The organism is Caballeronia sp. KNU42, assembly GCF_053760385.1.
Map to the genome: position 1 here is coordinate 2,053,561 of NZ_CM132389.1, position 14,082 is coordinate 2,067,642.

General features: G+C 60.4%; 10 protein-coding genes. 6 read left to right on the plus strand and 4 right to left on the minus strand.

All coding sequences use genetic code 11. The features are described 5' to 3' along the window. Positions 1 to 187: 187 nt before the first annotated feature. Positions 188 to 1,285, plus strand: a complete 1,098-nt coding sequence (locus ACSOSP_RS28565; protein ID WP_455311808.1) for an urea transporter — start codon at positions 188 to 190, stop codon at positions 1,283 to 1,285. Positions 1,286 to 1,341: 56 nt separating this feature from the next. Here ACSOSP_RS28565 and ACSOSP_RS28570 read toward each other — a convergent pair whose 3' ends face one another. Continuing rightward, positions 1,342 to 2,019: a ferredoxin reductase gene (locus ACSOSP_RS28570; protein ID WP_455311809.1), complete on the minus strand. Its 678-nt coding sequence runs from the start codon at positions 2,017 to 2,019 to the stop codon at positions 1,342 to 1,344. Between the two features lie 622 nt (positions 2,020 to 2,641). Here ACSOSP_RS28570 and mdlC point away from each other — a divergent pair. From mdlC to ACSOSP_RS28595, 5 genes are all read left to right on the plus strand, one after another. Continuing rightward, the gene (gene mdlC / locus ACSOSP_RS28575) at positions 2,642 to 4,261 is read left to right on the plus strand and encodes a benzoylformate decarboxylase (protein WP_455311810.1); all 1,620 of its coding nucleotides are present in this window, start codon (positions 2,642 to 2,644) and stop codon (positions 4,259 to 4,261) included. 52 nt (positions 4,262 to 4,313) lie between these two features. Then, positions 4,314 to 5,765: an aldehyde dehydrogenase gene (locus tag ACSOSP_RS28580; protein WP_455311811.1), complete on the plus strand. Its 1,452-nt coding sequence runs from the start codon at positions 4,314 to 4,316 to the stop codon at positions 5,763 to 5,765. 316 nt (positions 5,766 to 6,081) lie between these two features. After that, positions 6,082 to 7,422 (plus strand): MFS transporter, encoded by a 1,341-nt coding sequence (locus tag ACSOSP_RS28585; RefSeq protein WP_455313698.1) that lies wholly within the window; start codon positions 6,082 to 6,084, stop codon positions 7,420 to 7,422. Positions 7,423 to 7,677: 255 nt separating this feature from the next. After that, complete coding sequence (locus ACSOSP_RS28590) at positions 7,678 to 8,817, plus strand: porin (RefSeq protein ID WP_455311812.1); 1,140 nt, start codon at positions 7,678 to 7,680, stop codon at positions 8,815 to 8,817. A gap of 218 nt (positions 8,818 to 9,035) precedes the next feature. After that, positions 9,036 to 10,172 carry an acyltransferase family protein gene (locus tag ACSOSP_RS28595; RefSeq protein WP_455311813.1) on the plus strand — a complete coding sequence of 379 codons (1,137 nt, stop codon included), beginning with the start codon at positions 9,036 to 9,038 and terminating at the stop codon, positions 10,170 to 10,172. A gap of 109 nt (positions 10,173 to 10,281) precedes the next feature. Here the strand turns inward: ACSOSP_RS28595 and rbsK are convergent, their stop codons facing one another. The 3 genes from rbsK to ACSOSP_RS28610 form a co-directional block, all read right to left on the minus strand. Then, a complete protein-coding gene (gene rbsK, locus ACSOSP_RS28600) occupies positions 10,282 to 11,214 on the minus strand; it encodes a ribokinase (RefSeq protein WP_455311814.1) in 933 nt (310 codons plus the stop codon). 149 nt (positions 11,215 to 11,363) lie between these two features. Then, positions 11,364 to 12,365, minus strand: coding sequence for an ABC transporter permease (locus ACSOSP_RS28605; RefSeq protein ID WP_455311815.1), 1,002 nt, complete (start codon positions 12,363 to 12,365; stop codon positions 11,364 to 11,366). Then, on the minus strand, positions 12,362 to 13,990 hold the full coding sequence (locus tag ACSOSP_RS28610; protein ID WP_455311816.1) for a sugar ABC transporter ATP-binding protein: 1,629 nt from the start codon (positions 13,988 to 13,990) through the stop codon (positions 12,362 to 12,364). Before ACSOSP_RS28610 ends, ACSOSP_RS28605 begins: the two co-directional genes overlap by 4 nt. Positions 13,991 to 14,082 lie beyond the last annotated feature (92 nt).

Below are 14,082 nucleotides of genomic sequence, written 5' to 3' on the forward strand. Positions count from 1 at the left end.
GTGCCGGAGAGCGGGGTTTGCGGGTGGAAGCCGCTTTCTGGAAGCTGGATGTAACGCGGCATGGACGTCAACGTGACGGGCGTGTTCCGGAGCTCGAAGAATGGATTTCGACGATGCCGAAGCATGACCTATCGCCGCAACAATATATCGTGCATAGCTTTCCCGCTATGGGTTGAAACGATTGACGGTGATAAGTTTCGCTAGCTTCGACATGATCGAGTCGAAGACAAAACGCATGAAATTCGGGCGGCGATTGATTACCGGCCGGTTCATCCGCGTGGCGCTCACGAGCGCCACGCGTGTCAAGCTGTCCGCGCTCACAATGACAATTGCAATCAGAGTCGATACCGACGCTACCATCCAGATCCGCAGCTTCGCGCGGAGCATCGGCCAAATCGTGCTGCAGAGAAACGCCGCGACAGGCGGGATCCTGGTCCTCGCTTTGTTGTGCTTTAGCCCCCGCCTTGCATGCGCATTGTTACTAGGCACGCTGACGGGCAATGTGCTCGCGCATATCTTCGATGACCATGGTTCGCCGGCAACGCGCAACGACTTGCATGGCTTCAATGGAGGGCTTGCGGCACTTGCTGCGTTCACTTTCATCCATGACGATTCGCGCGCGAGCGCCGTCGCAATTCTCGCGGCCGTGTTAGCCACCGGTTTGTCGGACAGGCTCACGCGGGCGCTCAGCCGTTGGAATTTGCCGGCCTATTCGAGTCCTGCAGTGCTTGTGACATGGGCTTGGCTGCCTTTATTCGCGGACCCATCCGTCCCAAACGCGACAGCGAGAGTGACTGCCGCGGTGAGCGCGGACAGCGTTATAAGTTTGCTTTTTAGCGTCGCCCCTGCCTTCCTTCGGCCCGGCCTCCAGGATATTGTCGCAGGCCTGGCGCCGATCGCTTTTGCCGCGGGGCCTGCTGCGGGGGCTTTGATTCTCGTCGGCCTCCTGGTGGCGAGGCCATCACGCGCCGCATGGGCGCTTGGTGGTAGCGCGCTCGGATTTGCGCTGTATGCGGTTATCGGCACATCCGCGGGCATGCTGCAGAGCGGGGCATGCGGCTTCAATCCCGCACTGGCGGCGCTTGCGACGTGCCGGTTCGGTGTCAAAGCGGCCCTTTCATCCATCGGTTTGGCCTTGCTGATCGAGCTCGCGGCGTCAGCAGTTGGCATACCCGCGATGACTGCGCCTTTCGTACTGGCTTCGTGGGCTGTGCAGTTGCTCGAGCAGCGCTTCAATCCACGTACAGACCACAAAGACACCCATGTCGCTCACGCACAAAACTGATCGCGGCGCTCCTGCTTAAGCTCCATCGAATCGCTTAGGCGACACTGCCGGGGCGGCTAGAAATATTCCAAATGGATGTTTTGAGGGTATATCCATTGCCGCAAGTGAGCGGCGACGACGTCCATGAAGGCCGTCGGCCCGCAACAGTAGGCGTGGGTATTTGATGGAGCCGCTTCGACGGCATAGCCCACCGCACGGTCGGTTGCCTCAGGCGTGAGCCCATAGTGATAATGGACTTGTCCGCTGTGTTCCATTTCGCTCAAGCGATCCTGAAACGCAGCAAACTCGGTCGATCGCGCGAAATAGTGCAAATCAAACGGGCGCTGATTAAATGCCAGCTCTTGAGCCATCGATAGCAACGGCGTGATTCCAATACCTGCAGCGAACAGGAGCGCCTTCTGCGAAGAGTCGAACAACTGAAGATTGTTACGAGGCAGGCCAATGAAGAGTTTGTCTCCTTCAAGAACGTCCCGGTGGATAGTGGCTGACCCTCCCCGGGACCGGCTATCCTCCTTGATCCCCAATACGTAGGCATCCTTGTCCGTGGGACCGTTGCAGAGCGAATACTGACGAACGATGCTTTGAGCGCATTTGTGCTGAGGGATGTGCACGTCAATGTACGCGCCTGCCGCGAATGCGGGGAGCTTGACTTGTGCGTCCGCGACTAACTCCAGGCCGACAATGTCCTGTGCCACGGCCCATTTCCTACGAACAACAACAGCAAGCGTATCCATTTCGGTTTCCTGATTAATAAGTGTGAGCGATCGAAAATTAATAATTCATTTACATCCAGATCCAAAGAATTTTTATAAGTAACTCAGCGCGCACGGTCGCTTCCGGGGCCAGGTGGGAGCGCATGGGTCTAGTGAAGCAGGCGATCCGTTTAGGGACGAATCACAGCAAGGTGACAGGAAAATCGTACCGGGAAAACACTGCCTGGACGGTCGGCAATCTGAGTGCGAATGTCGCTGGCGCCACTTTAAATAGCGGTCGGAAGATACTCGTGAGCGATCGTGGTGTTCCTCAAATGTAGCGGTTTGTCACGCTCAGGGATATGCAGTCGCGACGAATTGCAGGTATACCGCAAATGCGATCTTGCTCATCGGGGCAGCGTTTCCGCATTGACGGAGGTGACGGCGGCAGCGTCAAAGATCGTCGAGCATGTGGAGACGGTGAGGTGATGGCGTGGGTCGCGTTTGATCGATTTATTCTCAGCCGCCAAGCGCCGCCTGATTCAAAGTCATGCGAAAAAGTAATGCCTTTTTCTTAAAAAGGCAATATTCACGATGTGTGCGCGATTGGATAATCATGCAACGGATTAAGCGCTCACTCACTGGATTTTCAGGAGGCATTTGCATGACAGGCAGCACCCCACAGCAAGCTGGTTCAAGTCGCGATCAACGCGCGTGCATTACGGTTCGCGACGCCGTGATCGATTTCATGCGACGCGTGGGAATGACGTCGGTATTTGCGAACCCGGGGTCGACCGAGTTGCCGATGTTCCGCGATTTCCCGGCTGATTTCCGCTACATACTCGGGCTTCAGGAAGCCGTTGTGGTCGGCATGGCCGACGGTTATGCGCAGACAACGGGTAACGCCTCGCTGGTAAACCTGCACTCGGCAGCAGGTGTCGGCAACGCGATGGGCAATATTTTTACGGCGTTTCGCAACCGGTCGCCGATTGTCGTGACCGCCGGACAACAGGCCCGTTCGATCCTCCCGTTCGACCCCTTCCTGGCGTCGACGCACGCAACCGAGTTACCCAGGCCTTACGTGAAATGGAGTATTGAACCGGCGCGCGCTGCCGACGTGCCGCTGGCAATCGCGCGGGCTTATCGCATAGCCATGCAGGAGCCGCGCGGACCTGTGTTCGTTTCTATTCCTGCTGACGATTGGGATCAGCCGGCGGACTATGTGCCGGTGAGTGACGTCAGCACGGTGACGCGGCCCGATCCGGTCATGTTGGCGCGCATGGGTGACGCGCTCGATCAATGTGCGCGGCCTGCGTTTGTCGTTGGTGGCGGCGTGGACCGCGCGGGCGGGGTGGACGAAGTAGTGCGCCTCGCCGAACGTCATCAGGCCCGCGTGTTTGTGGCGCCAATGTCGGGACGCTGCAGCTTTCCCGAGGATCATCGGCTGTTCGCCGGTTTCCTTCCCGCCATGCGCGAGAAGATCGTCGAGATATTGGACGGCCATGATCTCATCTGCGTGCTCGGTGCTCCCGCGTTCACTTATCACGTGGAAGGCAACGGTCCGCACGTCCCCCCGGGCGCGCAACTATTCCAGCTTGTCGATGACCCTGGTGTGGCCGCCTGGACCCCGACCGGCACGGCGACGGTCGGGAACATCCGGCTGGGCATCACGGACTTGCTGGCGCGGCCCGCGCCCAGGGCACGTCCGCTGCCGCCCGTTCGCCGCGCGCCTCCACGTGCCGAGGCTTCGTCACTCATGTCGGTGGCATTCGTGTTGCAAACGCTTGCCGAAATACGCAACCCGGCCGATATCGTGGTTGAAGAAGCGCCGAGTGCCCGGCCGGTCATGCAGGAATATCTGCCGTTCACCCGCAGCGGCACGTTCCTGACCATGGAGAGCGGCGGCCTTGGATACGGCATGCCCGCGGCAGTGGGCGTCGCGCTCGCCAAACCGGGTACCCGGGTAATCGCGCTGATTGGCGATGGTTCCAGCATGTACTCGATTCAGGCCATATGGAGCGCGGTTCAGCTAAACCTGCCTATTACGTTCGTCATCCTTAACAACTCACGATACGCGGCATTGCAGGATTTTGCACCGGTGTTTGGCTTCGCACCGACCGATCCGGTACAGGGAACCGACCTTCCGGGTCTGGATTTCGTGACGCTTGCTGCCGGCATGGGATGTCGCGGCGCGGCGGTGAGGGAGGCCGCCCGCTTGAAGGACGTATTGAACGAGGCTTTGCACACCGCCGGGCCGATGCTGGTCGAAACCATCGTGGCTTAGCGCGCGTGGCGCAACGACCACGCCTTACATAAAAATCATCAGGAGACAGACGATGAAAACCATTACCATGTTGATCAACGGCGAGGCGGTCCAGGCAGCTAACGGCGCGACCTTCGAGCGCAGCAATCCACTGGACGGCGAGGTGGCCACGCGTGCACCGGCCGCATCGGTGGCCGACGCGCTCGCCGCGGTCGACGCCGCCGCCAGTGCATTCCCCGCGTGGTCCGCTACAGGACCGGGCGAGCGACGCGCACTGTTGATGCGTGCCGCGCAAGTCATCGAAGCAAAGCGCGCCGCCTTTGTGTCCGCCATGGCGGCGGAAACCGGGGCGTCGGCTATCTGGGGCGGGTTCAACGTGCATCTGGCTGCTTCCGGACTCATGGAGGCAGCGGCGCTCACCACGCAAATCGCCGGCGAAATCATTCCATCCGATGTACCTGGCAGCCTTGCAATGGGCGTGCGCCAACCGGCCGGTGTGGTGCTCGGGATGGCGCCGTGGAACGCGCCGGTGATCCTGGCGGTGCGTGCTATCGCGTTGCCGCTCGCGTGCGGCAACACGGTCGTCCTCAAAGGGTCCGAGATATGTCCGGCAACGCATGGCCTGATCATCGACGCCTTGCAGGAAGCCGGATTTCCCCCGGGTGTAGTGAACTTCGTGACGAACGCACCAGCGGATGCCGGCCCGGTCGTTGAAGCGATGATTGCTCATCCCAAGGTGCGGCGCGTCAACTTCACGGGTTCGACTCGCGTCGGCAAGGTCATTGCTGCAAGCTGCGCGAAGTACCTCAAACCAGCGGTCCTGGAGCTTGGCGGCAAGGCGCCGCTGCTTGTGCTGGACGATGCCGATCTTGACGCCGCAGTCGATGCGGCCGTGTTCGGTGCGTTCGCCAACTCGGGACAAATTTGCATGTCGACGGAGCGCATCGTGGTGGATCGCAAGGTGGCCGACGCGTTCGTCACCCGGTTCGCCGCCCGGGCGGTCGAACTGCCGCTGGGCGATCCGCGCAACGGACCGGTCGTGCTCGGCTCGGTTGTCGACATGACTACCGTCGCACGATGCAATGCGTTGATCGACGATGCACTTGCGAAAGGCGCGCAGCTTGTGTGCGGTGGCAAGGCCAGTAGCACGCTGATGCCGGCCACGTTGCTGGACCACGTCAGCGCCGACATGCGGATCTACCACGACGAATCGTTCGGACCGGTCAAGGCGATCGTGCGCGTGAACGGCGACGAAGAGGCCATTGCCTGCGCCAACGACAACGAATTTGGTTTGTCTTCAGCGGTGTTCAGCCGGGACATCGCACGCGCGATGAATGTTGCGAGGCGCATTGAGTCAGGGATCTGTCACATCAACGGCCCGACGGTGCACGACGAGGCCCAGATGCCATTTGGTGGTGTCAAGGGCAGCGGATTCGGTCACTTTGGCGGCAAGGCGGGCATCGCGGAATTCACGGATCTGCGCTGGATCACTGTGCAAACCACGCCGCGTCATTATCCGTTCTGATGTTGGGACGCGTGGCGCGTACGGCCGCGTCGTCCCCAACGGTAAGGATCGTTAAGCGATCCTCATAAAAGCTTTTTGCAAAGCAAGCGAAAAGACGGATACCCCCACTAGTAGCAAGTTGAGAAGGTCATGCAAGAAGGTCATGACTTTTACGCTAATTGGCAATATCAAAAGAGCGAACCTCGCTCACATAATTCGCTCAAGAAAATAAAGATGTGCGGGTCGAACCTGCGCAAAAACAGGAGACAGTCATATGACCAGCTACGTACCTCCCGCTGTGTTCGCCGGAACCGCGCAGTCGGAACATGATCAGACGATGGAGCCGGAGGACACGAGCAAGACAGTGGACATTGGGCGCGTGCTGGACGACGGTCCATTCACCATATTCCAGAAGCTCATTGTCCTGCTGGCGGCGCTCTCGATCATTGTCGATGGTTTCGACAGCCAGTTGATCGGCTTCGCCATCCCCATGCTGATCAAGGAGTGGGGTATAGCCCGCAACGCGTTTGCCCCGGTGGTTGCGGCAGGACTGATCGGCATGGGAATAGGCAGCGCCTGCGCTGGTTTGTTCGCGGATCGTTTCGGCCGGCGCTGGGCGGTGATCGGCAGTGTGCTGGTGTTCGGCGTCGCGACCTGCGCGATCAGCGTTGCCCCGAACCTTGCGGTGATTGCCGCACTGCGCTTCATCGCCGGGTTGGGAATAGGGGGAGCGTTGCCGACCTCCACCACGTTGACGGCGGAATATACGCCCGCGCGAGTGCGCACCATAGCGGTCACGGTCACGATCCTTTGCGTGCCTCTGGGAGGCATGGTGGCGGGATTGTTCGCCAGCGTGATCCTGCCGTCCTATGGGTGGCGCGCGTTGTTCCTGACGGGCGGCGTGCTGCCGCTGATGCTGGCGGTGTTACTGCTGTTCGCGCTGCCTGAGTCGCCACGCTTCTTGTCGCGTCGCCCGCACCGCTGGGCCGAACTGGCGGCGCTGCTGGGCCGCATGTCACGCCCGGTCGCGAAAGATGCAAGCTTCACCGACATCCGCGAACGCGATTCAGAGAAGCACGTAGGGTTCACCGCGCTTTTCAAAGATGGCCGCGCGTTGGACACCGTTGCGATCTGGTGCGCATTCTTCATGTGTTTGCTGGCCGTCTACGCTGCTTTCAGCTGGCTGCCGACCATGCTGGCCAACGAGGGTTTGTCGATGCAGTTTGCCGGCTACGGGCTGACGGCCTATAACCTGGGCGGTGCGATTGGGGCGTTGGCGTGTGCGGTCACCATCGCACGATTCGGTTCACGCTGGCCGTTGATCATCTGTTGTTCTGGCGCTGCCGCCAGCGCGTGGCTGCTGCTGACAGTGGACGTCCCACGGCATGTAAGCGTGCTGATGTTGGGACTTTTCACACATGGCCTGTTCGTCAACGCGGTGCAGTCCACCATGTATGCGCTTTGCGCCTACGTGTACCCGACGGGAGTGCGTGCGACCGGAACGGCCTCGGCGCTGGCATTCGGGCGGATAGGCGCCATTGTCAGCGCATTCGCCGGCGCCGCGGTCATTACCGCGGGCGGCGCGTCGTCGTACCTGGTGATGCTGGGCGCGGCAATGACCGTGGTGATGATCGCGCTTGCGCTCGTGCGTCGACATATACCGAGTGCGATCCGATAGAACGCCGGACGTACTTGCATCGAATCTTCCGATGTGGTGTTGAGTGATCCTCACCCCCGCACGCTTCTGACTGATCAGGTCGTTCAAGCGGAATTCGAATTTCTTGAAATATGAATAAATTAGCATACCTATTAAATATTGATTGCCAGGTCTGAAACAACACAGGAGGGTCGAGCGCGCAACATGCTTGACCGTCGTCGGAACAAGAAATTTTCAACCTGCATTCCAAAGCGCAGGTCAGGGGACACGGAGACCATGAAATACAAAATTGCATTGTTGGGCGCACTGCTCTCGATCAACGCGGCGCCATCTCTTGCGCAAAGCAATGTGACGCTCTACGGGATTATCGACACCGGCGTCGAGTTTGTGACGCATGCCGATGCATCGGGCAGCAGCGTGGTACGGATGCCGGGTGTGACGGGTGAACTGCCATCGCGATGGGGCATTCGCGGCAACGAGGATCTGGGCGGCGGCTGGTCGAGCATCTTCACGCTGGAAAGCGGCTTCAATACCAAAGCCGGAACGCTGAACCAGGGTGGCCGCCTTTTCGGCCGGCAAGCGCTGGTCGGTTTGACGGGACCGTATGGCAGCCTGACGTTCGGGCGCCAGTACACCATGACGTACTGGGCTATCCTCGACTCTGATCTGCTCGGGCCGGACATCTATGGCGGCACGGGTTCCTTCGACCAGTATCTGCCCAGCGCGCGCAGCGACAACACGATTGCGTACAAGGGAACCTTTGGCGGCCTGACCGCCGGTGCGACCTATTCCTTCGGCCGTGATTCGGCTGGCACCGGAAATTCACCGGGGCAGGGCACGTGTGTCGGCTCGGTCCCGGGCAGCCCTCAAACCTGTCGCGAATGGTCGGCCATGCTGCGTTATGACTGGAAGGGATTCGGCGCTGCTGCAGCCTACGACGAACAACGCGGCGGCCCGGGCGCCTCGGCGAACTTGTTCGACGGCACGCCGACATTCGCGTTGACCAACCCGGGCGACAAAGATATCCGCATGCAGTTGAACGGCTACGGGGCGATCGGAAAACTGAAGATCGGGGGCGGCTGGCTTGGACGGAGGGTGGAGACCGTTTCAGCCGCCACGCCCAACGTGAGGTCGGATCAGTTCTATCTGACGGCCGCGTATCCGGTTACGCCCGCGTTCCTGGTGGACGGCGGTATCTACCGGATCGTCAACCGGCAGGACGACACGCGCGGCACGATCGAGGTGCTGCGCACGACCTATTTTCTGTCGAAGAGTACGGCCGTGTATTTGCAAGGAGCGTATCTCGCGAATAGCGCGAAAGCCGCCTACACGGTGAGTCAGGGCGGAGGCGGTACGACGCCTGCAGCGGGCGCTGGGCAACTCGGTGTAATGGCCGGATTGCGGCACAGTTTCTAGCTGTTTGAGATCTCTCTCGCTACCCCGTTGAAGTCTGAGCGGTTAAGCGCGTCCGATGACAAAAACACCACGTCCCGGGGCCGGTTTGATCACTGGCCCTATCCGCGAAAAGGCTTTATTTTCCGGAAAATCTGCCATTTCGCATTAATTTTCCATTTTTTTAACATGCACCATAAGGGGGCCAGGCGCGCTGGGGCACGCGGCGAACCCATTCAACGATGACAATAGTTGCAAGAAAGCCAGTCATTCCCGCGCTAACCGGCGTTCGCTTCCTGGCAGCGTTGAGCGTTGCGCTCTACCACCTTTCGCCTGATGTCGCCGCGTCGTTAGGGATTTCGCCATTTTATTTCTATGAGAATTCGGGCGACCCCGTCGAACTGTTCTTCATTCTTTCGGGGTTTATCCTCACCTATACGCATCCGGAAATGGGCGGCGCGCAAGCGCCTGCCGTACGACAGTTCTATTTTTCCCGGTTCGCAAAAATCTACCCGATCTATTTGCTGGGATGGATCGTATTTGCCCCGCTGGTGTATTCGAACCTCGTTGCGTTGCACGGTCACTCGGCCGGTTTATATGCGCGGCTCGCGTTTTACGGGGTGTTTTCCCTGGCGTTGCTACAAGCCTGGACGCCGGTCACCGCAAACGCCTGGAATACCCCGGGCTGGTCGCTCTCCGCGGAAGCGGTCTTCTACGCGTCGTTTCCCTTCCTGTTTGCTTTCCTGAAAAATCGCAGCGTCGGCGTGCTGTTGAGTTTGATCGGAGCGTGCTGGTTATTTTCCGTTATTCCCACGTTGACGCTATCGTTGCTGCCAGCGTCATTAGGACAGGCGCATTGGTTGCAAGATCTGGTCAAATTTATGCCGGTGCTTCGGATAGGCGAGTTTATCGCCGGGATATGCATGGCGCGTCTTTATCTGAGCCAGGGCGTGGCTAAGGCATTCATCTTCGATGTAGCAGCTTTCGCAGCTTTGGCCGCCGCAGTTGCAGTCATCGTGTTTGCGAATCACGTGTTGGCCAAGGCGTTGCTATTCCCCGCCTTTATCCTGCTTCTGTATTTTCTGGCACGCGCGAAAGGGGTGCTAAGCGACTGGCTTGGGAGCAAGCCCATGGTCCTGCTAGGGGAAGCGAGTTTCGCGTTCTACATCCTGCACGTGCCGCTTTTCAGGTATGCAAAGATGCTGTTCCCGAGCGTTGCCACGGCTCCCGCTCCATTCGTGGCGTTTTTGTTCGTGCTAACGGCCGTGTCGATCTTCAGCTTCCTGTCGATTGAAAAGCCCTTGTGCGCATACCTTCGCAAAGCCTATAAAAGCTCGCGCTCACCGCGTGCGATCCGGCAGCCTGAGCACGCGCATTAAGTCTCGGATTGCCCTTGCAACGGGGCAGCACGCTTTCGACGCTTCAATCTGAATCGTGTAACTGGATCGAATGCCCGGGACGCTTGAGAAGTCCCGTAACAGAGAGGGCTTAAGGCGCGCTGTCGACTTCCTGACGAGTCGGAATGGAGGGTTGTGCGCCGGCGCGTGTAACGGAGATGGCAGCGGCTCTCTGCGCAAGGCTGATCGCCGCCTCTATGGGTTGGCGTGCGGCCAACTGAGCGGCAAAGACGCCGATGAAAGTATCGCCGGCAGCAGTCGTGTCCACCGCGCTCACCTTGGGCGCGGGGTAGTGCGTGCCTTCGCCTGCCTCGGGTAACAGATACGCACCTTGCGATCCAAGCGTCACGATGACGTTACGCGCTCCCGCTCGCTGAAGTTCTTTAGCCGCCCTGCGCGCGCCGCTTTGCGATTCGACCGGCAACCCGGCGAGGATCGCGGCTTCGACCTCGTTCGGAACCAGATAATCGACCAACGGCAGCCACTCGGGCGGCAGCGGACCGGTTGCCGGCGCCGGATTTAATACGGTCAGCTTACCGAATCTCCGAGCGGTGACAAGCGTGGCATAGACGGAATCCCATGGGGTCTCGAGCTGACACACCACCACGTCAGCGGCCTTGATCACCGCCTCATGGCGCTTGACCATCTCGGGAGTGACCTGGCCGTTGCTGCCGGGCACCACCACGATCGTGTTCTGACCGTCGTCCGCTACGGTAACGATCGCGACGCCGGTCGGCACTGACGGGTCGGTTTCGACGGCGCTGCAATCGATCCCTTCCGCTTCGAGATCGGCCAGCCGTAATGTGCCGTTGGCGTCGCCGCCCACGCATCCGGCCATGACCACGTGGCCGCCGATACGTGCAGCCGCAACCGCCTGGTTGGCGCCCTTGCCGCCGGAGATCTGCGCGAACTCATGGCCGCTGATCGTTTCGCCCGGACGCGGCAGGTGCGGCGAGCGCGCGACCAGATCGGTATTGATACTCCCCATGATGAGGACGGAGCCTTGCTTGTTTTCTTTGGACATTTCAATTTCTCCTGCTGGCAAACGGGTCGATCATCGGGCTTGAGCTTTGGTTAAGTACGCGCGGTAAGCACACTGGTCCCAAGCCGGGCGCCACAGACGTCACCCATAATTGGGACGCACGGGCGCTCGGGACCAGGCGCTGCCTACGCTTACACGGTGCGTCGTTTGCTGCGGTACGTATCCAGCACGACCGCAACCACGATCACCGCACCGGTGATGATCCGCTTGGTCGGCTCGTTCGCACCGATTTGCGCGAGACCGGCCGCCAGCACCGAAATGATCAGGACGCCGAAAAACGTGCTGATGACAGAACCGCGTCCACCCATCAGGCTGGTACCGCCGATCACAACTGCGGCAATCACCTGCAGTTCGATCCCTGATCCGGCATTGGGGTCAGCCGCTTCAAGCCGGGAGATCTGGAACAGGGCGGCAAGACCCGAGAGCAGGCCCATCAGCGCAAACACGATGATCTTATACGGGCGCGGGTTCACGCCAGCCAGCCGCACGGCTTCCTCGTTGGTGCCGATACCGACCAGATAGCGGCCAAAAACCGTTCGCGTGAGCACGAGTTGCGCCACGACCATCACGGCGATAGCAATCAGGAATGAAGGGGAAATGCCGAACGCGATGGGATTCGAGAGAAAGTCGAAGGCGTCGCCGATGTACGCCGTGCGCGAGTTCGTCATCTGGTATGCAAGACCGCGTGCCGCTTCCAGCACACCCAGCGAGACGATGAACGAAGGGATGCGCCAACCCACTGTTACGGCGCCAGTCACGCAGCCGGTAAGCGCTGCACCGGCCATGCCGAGCAACGCGGCCGGCAGCGCCCCCCAGTGCCATTGCAATGCGGCGACGCTGGTCACTGCCGCGCCCAATGCCAGCACCGATCCCACTGACAGATCGATACCCGCAATGATCAGCACGAACGTCATGCCGACCGACATCACCACCAGATCGGGAATCTGGTTTGCGATCGTGCTGAAGGTGTCGTAGCTCAAGAAGTGCGAGCTTAGCACGGAGAACAGCGCGATCATGGCGATCAGCGCGCCCAACAGGCCCAGGTAGTTCGAGAAACCCAGCCGGGTGCCGATCGGCTTCGCGCTCTTGGGCGGCTCCGTCTGCGACTTCGGTGTAGTTGTTTGTACAGTCATGACTGGTGCTCCGTGATTGAGGTGTCCGGCGTCCCGTCGCGCGGCGTGTCGACGCCCGGTTCAATAGATTCGCTGAGAATTTTATCGCGGGCTGCATAACCCGAGAACGCTGCGGCCAGCAACGCGTCCTGCGACCAGTTATCGCGTTCGAAGACGCCGGTCATGCGTCCCGCCGACATCACGCCGATCCGGTCGCAGATCAGCATCAGCTCGCGCAGGTCGCTGGAGACCACCACCAGCGCGCGGCCCTCGCGCGCCTGGGCGCCCATCAGCGCATAGATATCGAACTTGGCGCCAACGTCGATGCCGCGCGTGGGTTCGTCGAAGAGCAGGACGGTGCAATCGCGGGCGAGCCAGCGCCCGATCACTACCTTCTGCTGATTGCCGCCCGACAGTTCGGACACCGGTTGCGCGGCGCTCGACGTGCGAATCCGCATGGCGTCGATCTGCTTCTGCGCGAGTGCGGTCTCTTGGTGGGCATCGATGAAACCGTACTTCGATACCGCGCCGATATTGCCGAGCGAAATGTTCGCGGCGATCGGCTGGGGCAACAACAAACCTTCGCCCTTGCGATCTTCGGTGATGAGCGCGATACCCTGGCTCACAGCATCGGAGGGCGACTTGATGCTGACGGTCTTGAGCTCCCCACCGCGATGCGCGATCGAGATGCTGCCGCCATCCGCCCGATCCGCGCCGTAGATCAGCCGCATGAGTTCAGTTCGGCCCGCGCCGATCAGCCCGCTCACGCCGAAGATCTCGCCGGCCTTTACTTCAAACGATACGTCGCGCACGGCGTGGCCGCGCGTCATGCCCTGCACCTTGAATGCAGTCGCGCCGATCCTGCGTTCACCGAGGTCGATACGCTCGCCAATATCGCGTCCGACCATCAGCGTGACAAGCTTGTCGCTGCTGAGGTTGCTCATGGTGTCGACGTGGACCAGCCGGCCGTCGCGCAACACAGCCGCGCGTTCGGCGATGCGCGCCAGTTCTTCCAGCCGATGCGAGATGTACACCAGCGCAACGCCGCGCGACTTCAGGCGCTCGACTTGCTCGAACAGCAAGTCGACTTCGCGCGCCGTGAGCATGGCGGTGGGTTCATCGAGGATCAGCATGCGGCAATCGCCGATCAGGTTGCGCGCGATCTCGACCATCTGCTGATGGCCAATGCCGAGTTGACCCACGAGCATATCCGGGTCTATGGCATCGAGGCCGACCTGGGCCATCGCCTGACGCGCGTCTTCGCGCAGCGTCGTGCGGTCGATCCAGCCCAGCCCGCGTTTTGGCAGGCGATTCAGAAAGAGGTTTTCAGCCACGGACAGCGTGGGCAGCAGGTTCAGCTCCTGCATCACCATGCGCACGCCGAGCGCTTCGGCGCTACTGCGGCTGGCCGGTGCATATGACACACCGCCGAGTTGCATGGAACCGGTGGTGGGCGTGACAAGACCGCCTACGATCTTCGAGAGCGTGCTCTTGCCGGCGCCGTTTTCGCCTGTCAGCGCGAGCACTTCACCAGGACGCAATTGAAGCGAGACGTCCGTGAGCACCGGTTCGACATAGGTCTTGCCGATCCCGTTAATGGTCAGCACCGGCGCTATGTCGGCGGAAGGGACGATTGAACTTGGCATCGCTTATGAGAGGCTAGGGCAGCTACATGAATGCGAGTTGCGCCCCGGCGATCAAGCACCGGGGCGCACCACACGTTTGGACATTTGGAGCT